Genomic DNA, 20,762 nt, shown 5'->3' with positions numbered 1-20,762 from the left:
TCTGTCTGTCTTTGGATGTAAAAAGGCGATTCGCCTTATCATCACGAGCTACTCTTGGATTACAACAAGGTCGTCACGGTGAATGACTTCTGACCCATAATCGTATCCAAGAATGTCGCCAATATCTTTACTGTGCTTGCCTGCTATTTTTGCTAGGTCTTGGCTTGAATAACTGGCGATACCACGTGCAATGACTTTGCCTTTACTGTCTGTGACTTGGGTGACTTCACCACGAGAAAATTCGCCTTTAACTCGAACAACCCCTTTCGCCAACAAGCTACTGCCTTTAGTGTTAACTGCGTTCACCGCTCCATCGTCGACTACGATGTCACCAGCAGAAGCTGGGCCTGCTAGAATCCAACGTTTACGGTTTTCAAGCGCTTCAGCTAAAGGCAAGAAACGCGTGCCTTGTGGGTTGTCACTCAATGAATCAAACACCACATTTTCAGCACTGCCCGCAGCAATAATCACTTCAATACCCGCACGACGAGCAATATCAGCTGCCTGCAGTTTTGTCGCCATGCCGCCAGTACCTAACGTAGTACCACTTCCGCCTGCGATCTTACGCAGTGTGTCATCAATAGTTTTCACTTCTTTGATGAGCTCAGCATTTGGGTCTTTACGAGGGTCTGCGGTAAACAGGCCTTTTTGGTCAGTGAGTAACAAAAGCTTATCAGCGCCACATAAAATACCAACCAGTGCCGACAAGTTATCGTTGTCGCCCACTTTAATTTCATTCGTGGCTACTGCGTCGTTTTCGTTTACTACCGGAATAATATCGTGCTCAACGAGCGCGTTGATCGTGTCACGTGCATTCAGAAAACGCTCGCGATCATCGAGATCAGCACGAGTTAGTAGCATCTGGCCAATCTTAAGGCCATAGATAGCAAACAAAGACTCCCAAACTTGAATCAACTGACTTTGCCCAACTGCCGCAAGCAATTGTTTGCTCGCCATTGAGTTGGGAAGTGCGGGGTAACCAAGGTGCTCACGTCCGGCCGCAATTGCGCCAGACGAAACCATAACCACAGAGTGGCCTTGTTTTTTTAATTCAGCACATTGACGAACCAGCTCAACCATGTGAGCGCGGTCTAATGCCAATGTTCCACCAGTTAAGACACTGGTACCCAGTTTAACAACGACAGTTTTACGCTGTGTTGTTGTCCCGCTTTGATGATTTGTTGTCATGAAGTCTTTTATGAATAAAACAAATAAGAGGTGATGTTTTAGCAATCAACAGGGGAATTCACAAGCAGAAAAGGTGCGAAATCGCACCTTTTTGCTTTATAGAGAAGAGTAACCTTCAAAATCAGACGAATTCGACAGACTCTTCGTCTAACTGAACGCCGATTTCAAATTTCTTTTGAAGTTCGTCAACCAGCTTTTGGTGAAAGGCTTCTTGAGTTCGAGACACCTCAGCGATCGCCTTTTTAGGTAATGGCAAAGGATCCCAGTTACCATCAATGTTGTATTTACCCGTGTTGTACTTCGCCGAGAATCCTTCTTCCGACTTATCCAACTCTAACCACCAGCCCCAGAACTCACGCTCTTCTGGTGACTTTTTATCGTTCACACACACAGACAAGCAATCAAAAATGTAATGACCATCTTCTGATTGCGGCTCCCTCAAGTAAGGCCCAATAGCCTTTAAAACGTTTAACAAGCGATAATGCGTAGGTTGTTGTGTCACTTCTGACATATTGAATCTCCATTTCAATGTTAAGAATGACGTTACTCAGACGGCAATACGTAGAAAGCACGCAGTTGGATTTTATAAATTTTCTCTGAGTATCAGGTACTTACTTTGTACACTTTTCATGCTTAACTAATTTCGGAGAAATGTCATCTAAATAATTCATCCTCAAGCCACTTTATCGCTAATTCGAGGGATTGCTCATACCCCTGTGTAATTGATTTGGTTTTGATTTTCTTCGCTTTGCCGTAATCACTGTAAATAGCAACCAGTTGATTATCCAGATGCGGTGAAACAGGGTCACCTTCCAAAGCCAATGCCAAAATAGGAACACTGGTTTTACTGTTAGCCAGCAAGCCTTGCACCTTCAATGACCAAGCCATCAGTTGTCCAGAAAGGCTATTGATATCCACCGCCCCTTTACCAAGACGCGAAGCCAATACATCCAAGTGCATCTTAGGCATCTGCTTTAGTTTGTCGGCATGAACAAAGATATCGTGGATCGGAGCCCCTAAAGAGATACACGCTTTGAGTTTATGTTGCTCAAGGAAGGACAACCTCACCATCGCGTTACCACCGAATCGGAAACCAAACAGACCGACTTTATGATGGTCCACCCATGGAATGTTAGGCAGTTCATTCAACACGGCTTGATGCAGGCAAGAAGAGTCTTCGGTTAGTGGCCAGTGCGAACTGTGCCCTATCGATGGCATATCAATCGTTAGCATCGCAATATTTTTCGGTGCTAGGTAATCTCTAAACAAACGCCACATGTCTGTTTGCAGGCTATCTAAACCTGCACTCACGATCACGACAGGTTGTGGTTTGTCTGTTTTGGTTAGATGTAAGTTCGCCTTAATCTTTTTGTTTTGATACGGCACTTCGATTTGTTTGACGATCAATTTAGTGTGTTTGATCGCTTCAGAATACGCCGCATTCGCTAATACCTGTGCCTGAGCAGCAAGGTTATCGTTCTTTAGATGTGGGTAGCCCGCAATGCTGAAACACAGCGATGCTGAAAACAACTCTTCAGCCATTTCTTCGCCGCTCTTTTCATTCGAGCGATTTTGGTGCTGCATGCCCAGCTTGGTCCACTCGTATGCCCAGTTACCGCTGCGGTAGCCCATCACGGTATCTAACCACTCATCAGTGGTACGAGAATTATCGGATGACGCGATGCGTGCCAATACCGCTTCTTGCTCTATCGGGTTAACGCCTTGCCATACCCACTGAAGACGTCTTAGGTTTCGATACCAAGATGAGTTCTGCTCTTCACGCTTTTTATCCAGCAGTTCTTCAGAACTTGGCATGTAGCGAGTAAGCATTGAGGTCTCTTTGGCCTGCTTGTGCTTTACAAACAAGGTTTCCGAAAGGTTCGAGCTCGTTTCTTCTGATTCAGACATTGGGATACTTAATAAGAAATGGTTGTTACTAATCATATAAAAAAAAATGACCCTATAAAGGGTCATTTCTCAAAAAACTAAGTTTACACTTATTTTGACTTGCGATTTACCGGCTCAACGTAGCTTAGGCTAGTATCCCAAGGTTGCTCAATCCATGTGTCTTGAGCAATATCCACGATGTACTCGTCTAGTAAATCAGCACCAGATGGCTTAGCACATACAGCGATCAATTTCGCTTTAGGGTACATTTCGCGAAGCTTACGTGCAGTATCACCACTATCAACAAGATCTTCAACGATTAGGAAGCCTTCGCCGTCACCTTCAGGTGCTTTAACGACTGTCATATCACGTTGGTGATCGTGGTCGTAGCTAGAAATACAAATCGTATCTACGTGACGAATACCCAGTTCGCGAGCCAAGATTGCACCAGGAACCAAACCACCACGGCTTACTGCCCAGATGCCTTTCCACTGCTCTGCTGGCATTTGCTTTTCAGCAAGTTGACGGCAGTAAGTCTGCATGTTGTCCCAAGTGATAACGAATTTGTTGCTCATAGTATAAAACCTAATAATTTTGTCATGTTATTAGAGGCTATGCCTTACATAGCCTCTTCAGCGATTAAGCAGAAATCTAGACGATTAAGCGAAAATGTATTTAAGAATAAAGATAACCGACATTACCCACACAGCAGGTGAAACGTCGCGACCTTTACCACTTAGCAGCTTAATTGCAGCGTAAGCGATGAAACCTAGTGAGATACCCTCAGCGATAGAGTACGTCAGCGGCATAAGCAGACATGTTACCACGACTGGTGCGGCTTCCGTAAGATCACGCCAATCAATGCCAACTAGGCCAGACATCATCAGAATTGCTACATAGAAAAGTGCACCTGATGTTGCGTAAGCCGGAATCATACCTGCAAGTGGCGAGAAGAAAAGAGCCAGTAGGAATAAGATACCAACAACAACCGCAGTTAGACCGGTACGACCGCCTTCAGCAACACCCGCAACACTCTCAACATAAGAAGTTGTGTTTGATGTACCTAGCAATGCACCAATAGATGTTGCGGTAGAATCAGCAAGCAGTGCTTTGTTCAAGCGCGGTAGTTTACCGTCTTCTTTGATTAGGTTTGCTTTCGTTGCAACACCAACCAAGGTACCCGCGGTATCGAACAAATCGACGAACAAGAATGCGAATACAACTGAAATCATACCGATTTCAAATACAGCAGAGAAATCTAGCTGCATGAATGTAGGAGCAAGGCTTGGTGGTGTCGACATGATGCCGCCGTATTGAACGTCACCGATCGCAATACCAATCGCTGTGATAGCGAGAATCGCGATCATTACTGCGCCTTTCACACCACGGTGTACAAGAGCAATAGTAATGAAGAAACCAAGCGCACCTAACATTGGCGCAATCGCAGTGATATCGCCCAGTGAAACTTTAGTCGCTGGATTAGAAACAACGATGCCTGCATTGCTAAGCGCGATAAATGCTAGGAAAAGACCGATACCCGCAGAGATACCAACACGCAGAGACATAGGGATCGAATTGATAATCCATTCACGGATCTTAAAGATACTTAAGAAGATGAAGATCACGCCTGATACGAAAACCGCTGCCAGAGCAACTTGCCACGTATAACCCATACCCATTACAACAGCGTAGGTAAAGAATGCGTTCAAACCCATGCCTGGAGCTTGAGCAATTGGGTAGTTAGCAACAAAGCCCATGATGAAACAGCCAATTGCAGCCGCTAAACAGGTTGCTACAAATACAGCGCCATGGTCCATACCAGCATCAGCTAGAATCATTGGGTTTACAAAAATGATGTAAGCCATTGTTAGGAAGGTGGTTAGACCTGCGATGATTTCAGTGCGCACATTGGTGCCATTTTCACTGAGTTTGAATAGCTTTTCGAACATTATCGAATCCTATAAGGGTAAAAAGTAAACGGTTGCGTAAACGATTGGCTGTGGATTATAAAGTTATCAAATAACAAATTCCAGATAGAATTAAGGCTCTAATCGATATTTATCAGAATGCCGTATGAAACAAAGCGATTAAAAACGAAGAACAACAAGAAAAATAACTATTAAAAACAATTAATTAAATTCAATAAATGCGATGAGATTACTTGGTTGTTTTTTCAACCATCGGTTATTTCCATTGAGAATGTAGCCATCATATTCTCAATTTAAACCCACAAGAGTTGTGTATTTTTCAACAGGATCAGTAATAAGACGCAAATTGATATTTTGGCGTTTAAAAAACAACCACTCAGAACAGCAAAGAAAGTGACAAGCGAAAGCGGTTTGGAAAAGTAGCAGGCAAAAAAAAACGCCACTCAAAACTGAGTGGCGGTAGAATCTGTCAACCAAAAGGGCTGTAAAAGAATTCCAATATATAGGGGTGAACAAAACTGTTCGAGTTACATGCTTACGGTATTAGTAACCAAAGCTTGTAGGGTATGCAAAGTTGCTAGTGTAAACAGAGCTGTTAATCCAGAACATTGCAGATGGTAAACCTTTCATAACTATCACCTTAATAAATCAATAAAAAACGAATTTGATTTCTCGGTTCCTTGGAGGCGATAAAACGGACTCATCCTTTGAGCATTTACTCTTCATCTCAGAAGTTGGTTATTAATATACCCTAAAGAAAAAAGATTACAAGTATTTTTTGCTCTACGTCACACTTTTGACCAATTATTGTTATTTTGAAAACTTATTCATGTAATTAAATTACAAAACAGAATTAAACAAACGTTTGCTCGCGCCATTTATAAGCATCAAGTCTCTTAATTATGATCAGATGGACAAGATCGCTTTCAAAATTTGAGGTATTTGAGGTTTATAACCGCTACTCGTCAAAACGCTCAAGTGGTATGCTGTTGCCATCAAAACAGACCCATATTTTAGATTTTTATTCTAAGTTTTTACCTATAGAAATCCTAAATATATGGTTATCAAATAAAAAAGGAGTCATCCGTGTCTGAATTCCATTCTGAGATCAGTAAATTGTCCCCTGCCCCTATTTGGCAGTTTTTCGATAAAATTTGTTCAATCCCGCACCCTTCGAAACATGAAGAGGAGCTTGCTCAATACATTATTGCGTGGGCAACAGAGCAAGGCCTAGATGTACGTCGCGACCCAACGGGCAACGTATTCATCAAAAAGCCAGCAACGCCGGGTATGGAAAACAAAAAAGGTGTCGTGCTACAAGCTCACATCGATATGGTTCCACAAAAGAACGAAGACACTGATCACGACTTTACAAAAGATCCAATCCAGCCATACATCGATGGCGAATGGGTTACAGCAAAAGGCACAACGCTTGGTGCTGATAACGGCATGGGAATGGCTTCTTGCTTAGCCGTTCTTGCTTCAAACGAAATCCAACATGGCCCTATCGAAGTTCTACTCACTGTAGATGAAGAAGCAGGCATGACTGGCGCGTTCGGTCTTGAAGCGGGTTGGTTAGAAGGCGATATCCTTCTTAATACTGACTCAGAGCAAGAAGGCGAAGTGTACATGGGTTGTGCGGGCGGTATCGACGGCGCAATGACATTTGAAATTGCACGTAATGCGATTCCAGCTGACTTCGTAACACGCAAGCTAACGCTAAAAGGCCTAAAAGGCGGTCACTCTGGTTGTGACATCCACACCGGTCGTGCAAACGCAAACAAACTGATTGCTCGCTTCCTAGCGGGTCACGCAAAAGAGCTAGACCTTCGCATCGTAGAATTCAAAGGTGGTAGCCTTCGTAATGCGATCCCTCGTGAGGGCTTCGTAACGGTTGCGGTTCCTGCTGCAAACCAAGAGAAATTAGCTTCGCTATACAACTACTACACTGAGCTGCTTTCAACAGAGCTAGGTAAAGTAGAAGACAGCATCGTGACTTTCAATGAAGAAGCTTCTGTAGAAATGGGCGCACTAGCGTCAGCAGACCAAGCTCGCTTTATCGCGGCACTTAACGCATGTCCAAACGGCGTGATTCGTATGAGTGACGAGATTGAAGGTGTTGTTGAAACGTCTCTAAACGTAGGTGTTATCACAACAGAAGAAGATTCAATCACAGTACTTTGCTTGATCCGTTCTCTTATCGACTCTGGTCGTAGCCAAGTAGAAAGTATGCTTCACTCTGTTGCTGAACTAGCAGGCGCTAACATCGCGTTCTCTGGTGCTTACCCAGGTTGGAAACCAGACGCAGATTCAGAGATCATGCATATCTTCCGCGACATGTACGAAGGCATCTACGGTCACAAGCCAAACATCATGGTTATCCATGCTGGCCTTGAGTGTGGTCTGTTCAAAGAACCTTACCCGAACATGGATATGGTTTCTTTCGGCCCAACGATCAAGTTCCCACACTCTCCTGATGAGAAAGTGAAGATCGACACAGTTGAGCTGTTCTGGAACCAAATGGTTGCACTGCTTGCTGCGATCCCAGAAAAAGCATAAATCGATTCGCTAGTGTTTTTCAGTAAATGGTGTTTTCCAAGAAATGGGCTCTTCAATAAATAGCACTTTTCAGTAAACACCGTTTATTAAGAACAAAATAAAACAGGTACTCAATGAGTACCTGTTTTTGTATCTAATCTTTGTCACTGCTACTTGTGACTAAATAAATAATTAAGCGCGTGAAGCCGCGTAGCTTTCTAGCTCATCAATTGAAGTTTGTGCCACTACTTCGCCGTCGATGAAGTACGTCACCATCTCGCCTTCACGAACACCGATTAACGTCGCACGCTCACCAGATTGGTAAGTGATGTCCATTTGGATAGTGTTTTCGTCGATCTGCTGCATTTGACCTTTCTCAATCATATCGGCACTCGTGATCGGGCCTACTGGCGCCTCAGTCAGTGACTTATCAAGCTGATCGTTGATATCAAGGTAAGTATCAGTCTTAGTATCAAAGATGTGCGGAGCACCTGTTAATGGGTTGCTACCCGTCCAGAACTCTAGTGAGTTGAATACTAGGTAATCGGCAGCAACCGTTAGACCATACGCAGGTGCAAGTAGTATGTTCAAACCACCACGAGCGTAACGGTTATCAACAGCCTTCACGTTAAACTTCATTAGATAACCGGTTACTGCATTACTACCCACACAGCCAGATAGAGCAACAGATACCACTGCTAGTGCTACAACTTTTGAAATTGTTTTTTTCATTTTAATCTCGATATTTGAATTTGGCCGCCAAAAAATGGCGATGGATAATACCAACCAACCGAACAATAAATATCAGCGTTAAATCAATGTATTGTCAGGAAATTCACAATTCTAAACCCCTTCTAACTAGCCAAATCAAAAACAGAAACCAATTAAGAAACGCCTCCATAAAAAAGTTTTGTCGTCACCGTAAAGCGATTGATTCGTACTAAAAATCAACGATTGATACATTCCGTGTTAACGAATTATCACCATGTTGAGAACAACCTAAATGGCAAGACTAAAACCTAATCAACCCTTCGAATTACTTGGTTATACTGTTCAGCCAGGACAGAGAATGGAGATTGAACTGCAAGCGGCTCAGCTTTACACGCATTCTCCACTTTCAATCCCGATTGAAATTATTCATGGTCGCCAAGCGGGCCCAACACTGATGGTAAACGCGGCGATCCACGGAGATGAACTAAACGGTGTTGAGATTGCACGACAACTGACCAATGCGATTGATCCAAAAAAACTGAAAGGAACACTACTTGTTGTGCCTATCGTTAACGTATTTGGTTTTATCCATAAGTCTCGTTACCTACCAGACCGTCGTGACCTGAACCGTTGCTTCCCTGGAAGTGAGAAAGGATCACTGACATCACGCATCGCTCACACCTTCTTTGAGAACGTAGCGAAGCACTGTGATTACATTCTGGATCTTCACACGGGTGCGATTCACCGTACTAACTTGCCACAGATCCGTGCAAACCTGTCGAACCCTGAAACACTGCGCATCGCAAAAGCGTTCGCAACACCCGTGATCATAGATTCTCCACTGCGTGATGGTTCATTGCGCAGCGAAGCGGAAAAGCTAGGTATTCCTGTATTAACTTACGAAGGTGGTGAAGCGCTGCGTTTTGATCACCTAGCGATTCGTGCGGGTTACCTTGGCGTACATCAAGTGATGAAAGAAATCGGTATGCTACGCCCTAACCGTAAGAAGTTACCAGAGCCAGTATTGAGTAAATCGACCAGTTGGATCCGCGCTGAATCAGACGGCATTTTGCGTAATATGGTAAGGCTTGGCGAACAAGTTGAAGCAGGACAAACCCTGGCTTACATCAGTTCTCCATTGGGTCACCAAGAAGGCCAAGTAATCACCACTAAAGGCGGTATCGTGATTGGTCAACAAACTCTACCGTTGGTAAACGAAGGTGACGCAGTATTCCACATTGCTTACTTCAAGCAAGATGATGATGAAGTGGGACAGTCTGTAGAGAGTTACATTGAAGAAGTCGCGGAAGACGATTGGCTGACAGCGCTAAACAACTAGGACCGAATTCGGGTAATTAGTGAATCAGATACTTAGCCACCAGCCATGAGTGGTTACGTGATCCAGACTAATACGCCACAAATGAAAAAGCCCCGATAAACTTTTAACTAGAAAGAGAAAAGCTATATCGGGGCTTTTTTTACTTGTCCCTTATCTTAAAATTAAGGGACCTGTAAATTAATTGTGCACTGGATTACTCAGCGTCTTCTTGCTCTTCTTCACGAGCTTTTGCGCGTGCTTCACGTGCTTGCTCAGCTTTAAGCTCTTTAGTGTGACGTAGTTCGTCACGCTCTTTACGCTGCTCTGATTTACGCTCGTTACGTTCAGCTTGGTTTGAGATGAAAGATGCTAGCTCTTTCTCTGCCCACTCTTGTGCTAGAGCTTCAGTTTCGAAACCAGACTCACGCTTAGATACTGTTGTGCTGCGAGACGTTACTTGACGAGTAATCTCTGCACACCAACCGTTGCGTTTTTCTGTAAGGCGGATATCAAATTTTTTGTTCTTAGACATGTTCTATTTTTTCCTAAGGGAGATCATTAAGGGATCGGTCACTTTGATAACTCCATCTAAGTGAGCATCTTTTAACACCATCCCTTGGTAAGCGCGGTATTAGAGCACAAATCAATGAATATTGCTGCAAATATTTGCAGCGGATCACACTCCCATGCTGCAAATCGTTTGCGCCGGATTTCAATGGGTTCGTAACTCTCGATTCATCATCAACTTCTGTGCAGTTTTATCGACAACAATGAAATGAACTATGCTCAAACAGAGATAAATGAAAGAGATAACCTGCAGGTTCAGGTTTACAGACTCTACTGTCTCGCCTACTCCGCCCATAATTAAAATAGCTAAGGAGTTGCTATGGATAGCTTCATCAAACATTTACCCAAGGTTGAGCTGCATTTACATATTGAAGGCACGCTAGAACCTGAGCTGATGTTCCAACTGGCCAAGCGCAATAACGTGTCGATTCCCTTTGATAGCCCAGACCAAGTAAGAGACGCGTACCAATTCCACAACCTTCAGTCTTTTCTCGATATCTATTATCAAGGCGCTAACGTACTGATTCATGAACAGGATTTCTATGACCTGACTTGGGCTTATCTACTCAAGTGCCAACAAGATAATGTGGTTCATACTGAGATCTTTTTTGACCCTCAAACTCACACCGAACGTGGCATTGCCTTTGAAGTCATCATAAATGGGATTACTCAAGCTTTGAATCAAGCCGAGCAAGAACTAGGGATCAGCAGCCAGCTGATCATGTGCTTTCTGCGCCATCTTGATGAAGACAGCGCTTTTGAAACACTCAAACAAGCCCTTCCCTACAAAGATAAGATCATTGCCGTCGGGCTGGATTCGTCGGAAGAAGGAAACCCGCCGGAGAAGTTTAAGCATGTGTTCCAAGAGGCGATCAACCAAGGGTTCCTGACCGTCGCGCACGCCGGAGAGGAAGGCCCTGCGCAAAATATTAGTGACGCACTGAGCTTATTAGGCATCACCCGTATTGATCATGGCGTTCGCTGTGTAGAAGATGAAGACTTGATGGAACAGCTAATCGCTAAACGCACACCGCTGACCGTATGCCCGCTATCGAATACCAAGCTAAAGGTCTTCGACACCATGCAAGAACACAATATCGTCGAGTTGCTGAGAAAAGGGCTGTGCGTCACCATCAATTCCGATGATCCGGCTTACTTCGGCGGCTATATGAATGATAACTTCCTCGCCGTCACCAATGCTCATCCACTGACGAAAAACGAATTAGCGCAATTCAGTATTAATGCTGTCGAAGCGAGTTTCATCTCGCCTCACGCCAAAGAAGGTCTCATTGCACAAGTGCGCCAATATCTTGCCGAGAATACTCACTAAGAGAATGGATCTTTGAGAATGGAGCTTTGCTGCGATCAAAAAAGGGAAGCTCAGTGCTTCCCTTTCAAAATGGGTTCGAAAATCAATAGGCTTAGCCTGGGTGACCATCCACTCTTGGCGTTAAAAGCATCATGCCGAACTTCCAGATAAACAACCCGAATGCTAACGTCCATAAACCCGCGCTGATGTTCACCATCTCAAATAAATACGCAGGGAAGAAAGTCACACCTACGCTGCGAACCAAAGCCGCGATAAAAATAGCCGAGAACGCTAACGCCATACTTGGCCCTTTATAGATTGCACGACCCGTGTGCCCCATTGTCACACGCGTAATCATCGCAAGAATTAACCCACTCAAACCGCCAATCGCAAACAAGTGCAGCATGTTGTGGCTCGCGAACGGGTTGTCTAATAAACCACGTAGCAGCAAGCTTAAAGGGATGCATAGGTAAGCCGCATGCAGCGACCACACCAAGGGTTCAGATAACGTAGTCCAAGGCTTCCAGCGGATAAAGCGCACCAACTGAGTCACACCTGCAAATACCATCAACTCATTGCCGACTTGAGCAAAGGTCAATGGGAAGAAGCTCAATACAAATAAGCCAACCAAAGGTAGATTCGCTAACCATTCTAACCAAACCAGTGGTTGTGCTTTTTCAAAATCGAAGCGACGTGCCGTGAAGAACGGAATAACTCGCCCACCCATCACTGATAGCAGCAAGGTAAACCACCACAACATCGCTTGCCAAACTGCAGACGACGGGAATGGAGGCATCCCCTTAATGGTTGCGTAACTAGCAAAGTTCGCCACGATAGCCAATATAAACAGCGGCACAAAGAATAGATTCTTCCAGCCTTTCGATTTAACAACTCGGAAACCAATTTCGTAAGCGGCGAAGATTAAGAACAACGCCTCAACCGATGAGATCAGCCATAACGGTGCGGGGGTCCAAAACAGAATACGAGGTGCTAACCACAAACCAACCAGTACCGCTAATCGATAGTGTTTGGTTCCATTGACGCCCGTCCACGTTTGCACCGCAGTTAACACAAAACCGACCACAATCGCCATGGCAAAGCCAAATAGCATTTCATGTACGTGCCACCAAAGCGCCGGTACTTTTAGCATTTCTGGCTGACCGTTTTGGAACATGATGACCCAAGCGACAATCGCGATCACAGCATAGAGACTGCCTAAAAAGAAGAAAGGTCTAAAACCTAATCGAAGATATGCAGGAATCGCATCTTCTACACTTTTATCTGTGATATTTAACAAACTCATTCCTTATTTCAGATAACAAGCCAAGAGTGGCTTCTGGGAATTGCTATTTCATAGTCAAATTCATGATGCAGTAATCATCACTGCAATATGACCTAACGTAATGCATGAAACGCGCCAAAGGTATAAAGCCAATAAAAACAAGCAACAAGGAGTCTTTAGGCTTCAAAAAAGTGTCAATTAAACACACCCCATAAAAGTCATTTAGACTCATAAGTGTGCAAAGTAAAAAACTACTGACATTTGATGAAGCCAAACATATAGTAAGACTAGTCTCAAATACAAAAGAACAGACAGGGAACGCGATGTATATTTTTGGTTATGGTAGCTTGATCAACTCCTCTTCTCGTCAACTCACAGGTCAAACAGGACAAGCGATTCCTGCGATAGTGCATGGCCTAGTTCGTCATTGGAGTAAGATCGATGACAGCTATGTTTTGTCACCTTTGATCGTCAATCTCGGTGAGGGACAAGTGAATGGAGTTTTACTTGAAGTGGATGATATTGCGCTGACTGAGTTTGATCGCCGTGAGCGTGGTTATCACCGAATCGAATTAAAGGCCTCTCAGATAGAAAGCCAAAATAAGTTTAAACAGGATCAAGCGATCTGGGTTTACATCAAAGACGAGATTCAAGCACCTTGCGAAAACAGCCCTATCGTTCAAACCTATGTCGATACGGTCTTAGCTGGATGTTTAGAAGTGTCTGAAAGCTTTGCGGCGCACTTTGTTCAACACACACAAGGTTGGCATCACCCATTAGAAAATGATCGCCACCAGCCTAAATACGGCAATCTTGCTGGGGTTTCAGATCACCACCACAGTGTGATTGATGGCTTGATACTGACTGTTCGCAGCTAGTTGATGTACGTTATTAATGGATATACGTTGCTAATGAATATACGTTGGTAACGGATGTACATCGTTAATTAATCTAAATCGCCAGTTAATCTAGGTTGGTGAGCTCGATCGCTCTCCAACCTAAAACGATCTTAAACGACACGAATACCTGCAGGCATCGCACGTTCCGGTGTCAGCAATACACTTTCAGATTCATCTTCCGTTTCGGCACATAACAACATGCACTCAGAAGTGTGGCCTCTCATCTTCGCCTTCGCTAGATTACACAAAACAACAACCTGCTTACCCATCAACTCTTCTTCGGTGTAGTAAGGCACTAGGCTGGTCACCGTTTGTAGCGTCTTCTCACCGATATCCACTTGCACGATGTAAAGCTTATCTGCGTTTTCATGACGCACAACTTCAATGATCTTACCGACACGCATTTCTAACTTAGCAAAGTCACCATAAGAGACAGTATCCATTTCTCACTTCCTATATTGATTTATTTTCACTCATTAAATCATTTACTAAAATTAAGTAAAATGTAAATGTTTACACTAGCATTAAGCCTAATAATTACAAGCGGTAAAGATCTCATTACTGGAAGTAAAATGAGAGTTTCGTTGCCTTGCACTCATTGTCGGTGTTAAATAGATGCAGCAATGTATAGAGGTTAAAAATGGCAACAATTAAAGATGTCGCAAGAGAAGCTGGTGTTTCTGTTGCAACCGTATCTCGAGTCGTGAATAAGTCTCCGAAGGCAAGTGCGAACTCAATTGAATCCGTCACCAAAGCGATGTCTAAACTCGGCTATCGCCCGAATGCCAATGCTCGCGCGCTGGTAAGCCAGAGCACCAATACCGTCGGTGTGTTGGTTGGTGATATCTCCGATCCTTTTTTTGGCACGCTGGTTAAGGCTGTCGATAATGTCGCTCGTGAGAACGGAAAGCATATCCTCGTCGGTAATGGCTCACACGATCGTGAAGAAGAAAGACAAGCGATTGAGTTACTGATCAATAGCCGTTGCGACGCCTTAGTGATCCATTCAAAAGGCCTGACAGACGAAGAACTGATTGCCTATGCAAAAGAAGTAAAAGGCTTAGTGCTGATCAATCGCTATATTGCTGAGATTGCCAACCGTTGTATTTTCTTGGACAACAAGAAAGGCGCGTATCTTGCGACTGAATATCTGATCCGTCATGGTCATAAAAATATTGCCTGTATCGCTTCATCGCACAGCATTGAAGATGCCGATGAGCGTGTACAAGGTTACTTGTCAGCACTCTCGGATTACAAAATAGCGTTATCTGACAGCTATATTGAGTACTCAGCTCCCACCAGTGAAGGGGGTGAATACGCGATGACTAACCTATTAACCAAGTCTCTGCCGATCACAGGCATTGTTGCGTACAACGATTACATGGCGGCAGGTGCTTTGTCTGTCCTAGATGAAAACGGTATTCAAGCGCCGGACAAAATGTCGATCATCGGTTTCGATGATGGCTTGATTGCACGCTATGTTCATCCAAAGCTAACCACCATTCGCTACCCGATTCAGATGATGGCAGAGAAAGCGACACGACTCGCGTTGCACTTAGCCAAAGGTGAAAACACCTCAACGGAGCCAATGATGTTCTCTCCGACTTTGGTGCGCCGTAATTCGGTAGAGAAAATCTAAGTTCTGGTCAACTCACCAAACAACAAACAAAAAAAAGCCCTAACAGAATCGCTTCTGTTAGGGCTTTCCTACCTTACTCGGATACCCAACAATCGCGCTTAATAAACCGCACTCTTGTTGAGCGCCACTTTTGCTCATCCCCTAAGAACAACGCGATAACTCACATCGTTCTATTCACAAACAAAAGCAATTGGCATAACCGTTTTGAGCTAGAGCGTACTAGTTTGAAGAATCCCCCGAAAATTCAAACTGGTAACAGGTACGGTAGTTATATTCTTGTTCAGGCTTGAGAATACAACTGTCCTGCTTCCACTCTGGGTGGTTAGGAGAGTCAGGTAAGAACTGGGTTTCTAACGCCAAACCAGCGTAATCTTCATAGCTGCCACCACTTCGGTTTGGTGTACCACCAAGCCAGTTTCCGGTGTATAGCTGCATCGCAGGTTTAGTTGAAAATACTTTTAGTGTGACGAGCGCATCCGGTGACGTTACGGTAGCGGCGCATTGAGTGCGCTTACAGCCGTCAGCCAATAAGAAAGAGTGGTCGTAACCCTTTGCTGCTTTCTGCTGTTCATCACCCAACAAACGCTCTGAGATCATCATAGGCTGATTGAAGTCGAAGCTAGTCGATTTCACCGATTTAAGATTGCCTAGTGGAATACCTACCGAGTTGGTCGGTAAGAACTGATTGGCGTTGATGCTCACAATGTGTGACAAACAATCGTGCCCGGCTTCTGCACCAAGTAGGTTGAAGTACGCATGATTCGTTAAGTTGACCACGGTTGGCTTGTCTGTGGTCGCAGAGTAATGAATGGAAACTCGATTGTCTTCGGTAATGTCATAACGCACCGACACATTCAAATTCCCCGGAAACCCTTGGTCGCCATCAGCAGACTCAAGAGTAAACATCACTGACGTTTCGGTTTGCTCGGCAATATTCCAACGACGTTTATCAAAACCGTTCGGACCACCATGTAAAGTATTGCCCGCTTGGTTGGTTTCCAGCTTGTAGTTTTGACCATCAATTTTGAAACGACCATTGGCTATGCGGTTAGCATAACGACCAACGGTTGTGCCCATATAGCTGGCTTGTTTATCGAAGTTCTCCATTGAGTTAACACCCAACAAAACCTCTCTTTTATTTCCCTTTACTGGCAGGATACAGCTCAACCATGTTGCACCAATGTCCATGAATGTCACTTCCATGCAACACGTATTTGATAGCGTCACTAACTGAACGGGTTGGCCATCATAGGCTGGAGTTTGTGTCATGGATTGATGCAGGTTTTGCTCTTGTGTCATTCTAAATTCCTTCTAGTGCCAGTAAAAAGCCTCTACCTGAAATAAAGGCTTTAGCATTTGGCCTACCATGATCTTTTTACTTGGTAAGCTCTATATTAAGTCTCGAAGCCGTTAGATTACTTCAACTAAGCCTGCTCCGTCTTTCGCTTGGCACACATAAATAGATTCTTTTAGACCCGTCGCCGCTTTATATTTCTGCTCAACGGTTGTTTTAATTTCATCAACCAATGCAGGTGGAACCAATGCCACAATACAACCACCGAAACCACCGCCAGTCATACGCACGCCACCTTGGTCACCGATCACGTGTTTTACCAGCTCAACTAAGGTGTCGACTTCTTTGACTGTTATTTCAAAATCATCACGCATTGACGCATGTGATTCAGCCATCAATTCGCCCATGCGTTTCATGTCATGAGTACGCAGAGCTTGAGCCGCTTCAACGGCACGGTCATTTTCAGTGATCACGTGACGGGCACGTTTCGCGACCATTTCATCCAACTCAGACTCTTTCGCTTTGAACTGTTCAATAGTCACATCACGAAGTGCAGGAACACCAAAGATGCGCGCCGCTTCTTCACACTGTTCACGACGCGTATTGTATTCGCTGTCGACCAAGCCGCGTTTCTTGTTCGAGTTGATGATAACCACAGCCATATCTTCTGGCATAGAAACCGCTTGAGTCTCTAGGCTACGACAATCCAAAAGCATCGCATGATTTGCACGACCTTCAGCTGATATCATTTGGTCCATGATGCCGCAGTTACAGCCTACAAATTCATTTTCGGCTTGCTGACCATTCAATGCAACTTCAGCTTGGCTGATCTCTAGGTTGTAAAGCACCTTGAATGTCTGACCGATGACCACTTCCAGTGCCGCAGAAGAACTTAAACCTGCACCTTGAGGAACGTTGCCCGTTACAGAGATGTCTGCACCTGTAAATTCAAAACCACGACCTTTTAAGCACTTCACTACACCACGAATGTAGTTAGCCCACATCTTCTCTTGTTGGAATGTGATCTCTTGAGTTAAATCGAACTCATCTACTGCATTTCCGTAGTCCACTGATACTACGCGCACGATGTTGTCGTCACGCTTAGCCGCTGCCACTACCGTTTGGTAGTTAATGGCACACGGTAGAACAAAACCATCGTTGTAGTCAGTGTGCTCGCCAATCAGGTTCACACGACCTGGCGCTTGAATAATATGAGTCGCTTGGTAACCAAGGACTTGCTCAAAAGATGCTTTCACGTTTTGGATTAGGTCAGACATAAGTAAATTCTCTGGTTAAACTCTTTGTTCAATTGGTTATGGCCCCTTCACGGCACCACTTTAATTCTTTTAGATTCCCTACCGCGTTCGTCTCTCACGGTAGGGAATGACAACATCAGCTTCTAAGCTTCTAAGCTTCTAAAACCTTAAGCTCCTAAGCTCCTAAAAACTTAAGCTCTTAAGCTCCTAAGCTCCTAAGCTCCTAACTTATAGGCCTTTCACCTGCCGTCATTCCATAATCGAGGAACGAGAAATCTGGAATCTCGCTTTTATTTAGTAACCGAGTTATCGATTAGTTTTACTATCAACGAAACAGGCGATTACTGTTCTTTGTAGTGAACGTCACTCAAATCACGAAGACGCTGCGCCGCTTGTTCTGCGGTTAAATCACGCTGAGACTCAGCCAACATTTCGTAGCCGACCATGAATTTACGAACCGAAGCACTGCGCAACAGTGGCGGGTAGAACAACGCATGTAGCTGCCAATGGTCGATGTCAGTACCTTCTTCGAAGAACGGCGCATAGTGCCAGCCCATTGAGTAAGGGAATGAGCATTGGAACAAGTTGTCGTAACGGCTCGTCAGCTTCTTAATCGCAAGCGCTAAATCATCACGCTGCTCGTCAGTCAGTTCACTCATACGGCGGATGTGTGTTTTTGGCAGCAACATGGTTTCAAATGGCCACGCTGCCCAGTAAGGCACCACAGCAATCCAATGTTCGGTTTCAACCACAGTACGAGAGCCGTCTTTCATTTCAGCTTCAACGTAATCCACTAAAAGATTAGAACCTTGTTGTTCGAAGTACTCTTTTAACAGTTTCTCTTTGCGTTCAATTTCGTTGGGTAAAAAGCTGTTTGCCCAGATTTGACCGTGTGGGTGTGGCTGAGAGCAGCCCATGGTCTCACCTTTGTTTTCAAACGCTTGAACCCACAGGTAGTCTTTACCTAGCTCTTCAATCTGTTCATTCCAGGTATCGATAACACCACGGATCTTGTTTACCGGAAGCTCCGGCAGCGTTTTGCTGTGGTCTGGAGAAAAACAGATCACGCGGCTCAACCCACGTACACCTTGAGTCTTGAATAGAGGGTTATCAGACTCTGGAGCATCAGGTGAGTCAGGCATCAACGCCGCGAAATCATTACTGAATACATAAGTGCCGTCGTAATCTGGGTTTTCATCGCCCGAAATACGCGTATTGGTTGGGCACAAGAAACACTCTTTCTCATACGCAGGAAGCTGCGCAGTCGATGGTTTTTCATCTTGGCCACTCCAAGGACGCTTTGCTCGGTGCGGTGATACCAAGATCCACTGACCCGTTAATGGGTTATAACGACGGTGCGGATGGTCTACTGGGTTAAATTCAACTTTTGACATGTTTAGATTGCTCTCAAATTTTGTGTCTTGGTCAATTAACCAAGATGAATAATTCTTCTACAAGGAGATTCCCTATCACGCTCGTTCCTCGCTGTAGGGAATGACGTTCAGAAATCGTAGTTTTAAAATTCGTCATTCCAGAATCGAGGGACGAGATATCTGGAATCTCTCTTCATCTGTATTCTCCAAAGAAATTGGAGTTGCAGCTAACAACGCTGCGGCTTCAATTACGAAGGGGAATAGCCTTGTGGGTTATTCGACTGCCAATTCCACGTATCCGCTGTCATCTCCATCACGCTACGCGTCGCCTTCCAGCCAAGTTCGCGCTCTGCTTTTTCAGTGCTTGCCCAACATTCAGCAATATCACCAGCGCGGCGTGGGCAAAGTTCATAAGGAACTGGCTTACCCGATGCTTGTGCGAAGGCTTCAACCATCTCGAGTACGCTTGAGCCTTTGCCCGTGCCTAGGTTGTAAATGTGTAAACCCGCCTTCTCGCCAACCGCTTTCAATGCGGCTACGTGTCCGTCCGCTAAATCCATAACATGAATATAGTCGCGAACGCCTGTGCCATCGACTGTTGGGTAATCGTTTCCAAAAACAGCCAATTTGTCGCGACGACCTACCGCTACTTGAGCAATAAACGGCATCAGATTGTTTGGGATACCTTGTGGGTCTTCACCCATAGTGCCCGATGGATGGGCGCCAACTGGGTTAAAGTAGCGCAGTAACGTCACGCTCCAGTCGTTTTCGGCGTTGAACAAATCACTCAAACATTCTTCGACCATGTACTTACTGCGACCATAAGGATTAGTTGTTGCACCCGTTGGAGAGCTTTCAGTAATTGGCACCACTTCTGGATCACCGTAAACGGTAGCCGAAGAGCTAAATACAATGCTCTTCACACCCACTTTCTTCATGCTGCGAGCTAACACTAATGATCCATTGACGTTGTTATCGTAGTACTCCAAAGGCTTGGACACCGACTCCCCAACCGCTTTCAGGCCAGCAAAGTGAATCACAGCTTGGATATCGTTTTCTGAAAAAACGCTATCTAGAAAAGATTGATCACGAATGTCGCCAAGATAAAAAGTTGGTCGCTTACCGGTCAATGATTCGATTCGCTCCAGTACTAGCTCTTTGCTGTTGCAAAGGTTATCAACAATGATTGGCTCCATACCCGCCTGTATCATTTGAATACATGTATGACTTCCGATGTAACCCATGCCGCCCGTAACCAGTACTTTCACAATCAACCTCTCTTTGTCGTCATTATTGGACTAACTCGAACTGACATTCAGCTCAGTAGCACCGTATGCCAGAAATAGTAGCAGCCATTTTGACTATAATTCTGTGATCAAAACCACGAAGTGTAAACGTTTACACTAACTCGTATCATTGTTACTGAACGTGACATAGGGAGAACCTATAAACAAACACATCTAATTCATTGAATTTTAATAAGATAATTATAGATAGTTAGATTTGAGACATCATAGAGGAGTTGAGCATTTATTTTACTAAAAGTTAATGCAATGACTTCCAGTTTGATTAC

The 20,762-nt window shown here is 44.5% G+C and carries 18 protein-coding genes; 5 read left to right on the top strand and 13 right to left on the bottom strand.

The genetic code is table 11. The features are described 5' to 3' along the window. Positions 1-48: 48 nt before the first annotated feature. The 5 genes from proB to L3V36_RS10290 all read right to left on the bottom strand — a co-directional run bounded on the left by proB (position 49) and on the right by L3V36_RS10290 (position 5,024). On the bottom strand, positions 49-1,188 hold the full coding sequence (gene proB / locus L3V36_RS10310; protein WP_009847472.1) for a glutamate 5-kinase: 1,140 nt from the start codon (positions 1,186-1,188) through the stop codon (positions 49-51). Between the two features lie 121 nt (positions 1,189-1,309). Then, complete coding sequence (crl, locus tag L3V36_RS10305; protein ID WP_029224622.1) at positions 1,310-1,699, bottom strand: sigma factor-binding protein Crl; 390 nt, start codon at positions 1,697-1,699, stop codon at positions 1,310-1,312. A gap of 143 nt (positions 1,700-1,842) precedes the next feature. Next, on the bottom strand, positions 1,843-3,096 hold the full coding sequence (gene frsA / locus L3V36_RS10300) for an esterase FrsA (RefSeq protein ID WP_029222300.1): 1,254 nt from the start codon (positions 3,094-3,096) through the stop codon (positions 1,843-1,845). 89 nt (positions 3,097-3,185) lie between these two features. After that, complete coding sequence (gene tet(34), locus L3V36_RS10295) at positions 3,186-3,650, bottom strand: oxytetracycline resistance phosphoribosyltransferase domain-containing protein Tet(34) (RefSeq protein ID WP_009847475.1); 465 nt, start codon at positions 3,648-3,650, stop codon at positions 3,186-3,188. An 84-nt stretch (positions 3,651-3,734) separates the two neighbouring features. Then, entirely contained in the window at positions 3,735-5,024 is a 1,290-nt protein-coding gene (locus L3V36_RS10290) for an NCS2 family permease (RefSeq protein ID WP_017080057.1), read from the bottom strand. A 1,065-nt stretch (positions 5,025-6,089) separates the two neighbouring features. Between L3V36_RS10290 and L3V36_RS10285 the strand changes: the two genes are divergently transcribed. Beyond that, positions 6,090-7,562 carry an aminoacyl-histidine dipeptidase gene (locus L3V36_RS10285; RefSeq protein ID WP_017087469.1) on the top strand — a complete coding sequence of 491 codons (1,473 nt, stop codon included), beginning with the start codon at positions 6,090-6,092 and terminating at the stop codon, positions 7,560-7,562. A 171-nt stretch (positions 7,563-7,733) separates the two neighbouring features. Here L3V36_RS10285 and L3V36_RS10280 read toward each other — a convergent pair whose 3' ends face one another. Further along, the gene (locus L3V36_RS10280; RefSeq protein ID WP_004734414.1) at positions 7,734-8,273 is read right to left on the bottom strand and encodes a DUF3332 family protein; all 540 of its coding nucleotides are present in this window, start codon (positions 8,271-8,273) and stop codon (positions 7,734-7,736) included. Positions 8,274-8,544: 271 nt separating this feature from the next. Here L3V36_RS10280 and L3V36_RS10275 point away from each other — a divergent pair, with 271 nt between their 5' ends. After that, positions 8,545-9,591 carry a succinylglutamate desuccinylase/aspartoacylase family protein gene (locus L3V36_RS10275; RefSeq protein ID WP_004734415.1) on the top strand — a complete coding sequence of 349 codons (1,047 nt, stop codon included), beginning with the start codon at positions 8,545-8,547 and terminating at the stop codon, positions 9,589-9,591. A 193-nt stretch (positions 9,592-9,784) separates the two neighbouring features. Here the strand turns inward: L3V36_RS10275 and L3V36_RS10270 are convergent, their stop codons facing one another. After that, positions 9,785-10,102: a DUF3622 domain-containing protein gene (locus L3V36_RS10270; protein ID WP_004734416.1), complete on the bottom strand. Its 318-nt coding sequence runs from the start codon at positions 10,100-10,102 to the stop codon at positions 9,785-9,787. Between the two features lie 354 nt (positions 10,103-10,456). Here L3V36_RS10270 and L3V36_RS10265 point away from each other — a divergent pair, with 354 nt between their 5' ends. Next, the gene (locus L3V36_RS10265; protein ID WP_208775247.1) at positions 10,457-11,467 is read left to right on the top strand and encodes an adenosine deaminase; all 1,011 of its coding nucleotides are present in this window, start codon (positions 10,457-10,459) and stop codon (positions 11,465-11,467) included. Positions 11,468-11,558: 91 nt separating this feature from the next. Here L3V36_RS10265 and L3V36_RS10260 read toward each other — a convergent pair whose 3' ends face one another. Continuing rightward, the gene (locus L3V36_RS10260) at positions 11,559-12,743 is read right to left on the bottom strand and encodes an NnrS family protein (protein WP_102447361.1); all 1,185 of its coding nucleotides are present in this window, start codon (positions 12,741-12,743) and stop codon (positions 11,559-11,561) included. A 308-nt stretch (positions 12,744-13,051) separates the two neighbouring features. On the opposite strand from L3V36_RS10260, the gene L3V36_RS10255 reads away from it, so the two are divergent. After that, positions 13,052-13,606 carry a gamma-glutamylcyclotransferase family protein gene (locus L3V36_RS10255; protein ID WP_102495364.1) on the top strand — a complete coding sequence of 185 codons (555 nt, stop codon included), beginning with the start codon at positions 13,052-13,054 and terminating at the stop codon, positions 13,604-13,606. Positions 13,607-13,737: 131 nt separating this feature from the next. On the opposite strand, the gene L3V36_RS10250 is transcribed toward L3V36_RS10255, so the two are convergent. After that, on the bottom strand, positions 13,738-14,070 hold the full coding sequence (locus L3V36_RS10250) for a tRNA-binding protein (protein ID WP_004734420.1): 333 nt from the start codon (positions 14,068-14,070) through the stop codon (positions 13,738-13,740). Between the two features lie 197 nt (positions 14,071-14,267). Between L3V36_RS10250 and L3V36_RS10245 the strand changes: the two genes are divergently transcribed. Continuing rightward, entirely contained in the window at positions 14,268-15,266 is a 999-nt protein-coding gene (locus tag L3V36_RS10245; protein ID WP_017080052.1) for a substrate-binding domain-containing protein, read from the top strand. Between the two features lie 219 nt (positions 15,267-15,485). Here L3V36_RS10245 and galM read toward each other — a convergent pair whose 3' ends face one another. From galM to galE, 4 genes are all read right to left on the bottom strand, one after another. After that, a complete protein-coding gene (gene galM / locus L3V36_RS10240) occupies positions 15,486-16,565 on the bottom strand; it encodes a galactose-1-epimerase (protein ID WP_208775245.1) in 1,080 nt (359 codons plus the stop codon). 111 nt (positions 16,566-16,676) lie between these two features. Further along, positions 16,677-17,837, bottom strand: a complete 1,161-nt coding sequence (galK, locus tag L3V36_RS10235) for a galactokinase (RefSeq protein WP_208775244.1) — start codon at positions 17,835-17,837, stop codon at positions 16,677-16,679. Between the two features lie 320 nt (positions 17,838-18,157). After that, complete coding sequence (locus tag L3V36_RS10230) at positions 18,158-19,210, bottom strand: UDP-glucose--hexose-1-phosphate uridylyltransferase (protein ID WP_052878877.1); 1,053 nt, start codon at positions 19,208-19,210, stop codon at positions 18,158-18,160. A gap of 227 nt (positions 19,211-19,437) precedes the next feature. Then, positions 19,438-20,457 carry a UDP-glucose 4-epimerase GalE gene (galE, locus tag L3V36_RS10225; RefSeq protein WP_208775242.1) on the bottom strand — a complete coding sequence of 340 codons (1,020 nt, stop codon included), beginning with the start codon at positions 20,455-20,457 and terminating at the stop codon, positions 19,438-19,440. Between the last annotated feature and the right edge of the window lie 305 nt (positions 20,458-20,762).

The organism is Vibrio sp. G-C-1, from assembly GCF_021728015.1.
Lineage (GTDB): Bacteria > Pseudomonadota > Gammaproteobacteria > Enterobacterales > Vibrionaceae > Vibrio > Vibrio splendidus.
This window is presented reverse-complemented; position numbering and strand designations above follow the sequence as displayed.

Excerpts from the sequence above, each read along its gene's own strand:
- proB (WP_009847472.1), bottom strand. The coding sequence starts at position 1,188 with ATGACAACAAATCATCAAAGCGGGACAACAACACAGCGTAAAACTGTC.
- crl (WP_029224622.1), bottom strand. The coding sequence starts at position 1,699 with ATGTCAGAAGTGACACAACAACCTACGCATTATCGCTTGTTAAACGTT.
- frsA (WP_029222300.1), bottom strand. The coding sequence starts at position 3,096 with ATGTCTGAATCAGAAGAAACGAGCTCGAACCTTTCGGAAACCTTGTTT.
- L3V36_RS10290 (WP_017080057.1), bottom strand. The coding sequence starts at position 5,024 with ATGTTCGAAAAGCTATTCAAACTCAGTGAAAATGGCACCAATGTGCGC.
- L3V36_RS10280 (WP_004734414.1), bottom strand. The coding sequence starts at position 8,273 with ATGAAAAAAACAATTTCAAAAGTTGTAGCACTAGCAGTGGTATCTGTT.
- L3V36_RS10275 (WP_004734415.1), top strand. The coding sequence starts at position 8,545 with ATGGCAAGACTAAAACCTAATCAACCCTTCGAATTACTTGGTTATACT.
- L3V36_RS10270 (WP_004734416.1), bottom strand. The coding sequence starts at position 10,102 with ATGTCTAAGAACAAAAAATTTGATATCCGCCTTACAGAAAAACGCAAC.
- L3V36_RS10265 (WP_208775247.1), top strand. The coding sequence starts at position 10,457 with ATGGATAGCTTCATCAAACATTTACCCAAGGTTGAGCTGCATTTACAT.
- L3V36_RS10255 (WP_102495364.1), top strand. The coding sequence starts at position 13,052 with ATGTATATTTTTGGTTATGGTAGCTTGATCAACTCCTCTTCTCGTCAA.
- L3V36_RS10250 (WP_004734420.1), bottom strand. The coding sequence starts at position 14,070 with ATGGATACTGTCTCTTATGGTGACTTTGCTAAGTTAGAAATGCGTGTC.
- L3V36_RS10245 (WP_017080052.1), top strand. The coding sequence starts at position 14,268 with ATGGCAACAATTAAAGATGTCGCAAGAGAAGCTGGTGTTTCTGTTGCA.
- galM (WP_208775245.1), bottom strand. The coding sequence starts at position 16,565 with ATGACACAAGAGCAAAACCTGCATCAATCCATGACACAAACTCCAGCC.
- galK (WP_208775244.1), bottom strand. The coding sequence starts at position 17,837 with ATGTCTGACCTAATCCAAAACGTGAAAGCATCTTTTGAGCAAGTCCTT.
- L3V36_RS10230 (WP_052878877.1), bottom strand. The coding sequence starts at position 19,210 with ATGTCAAAAGTTGAATTTAACCCAGTAGACCATCCGCACCGTCGTTAT.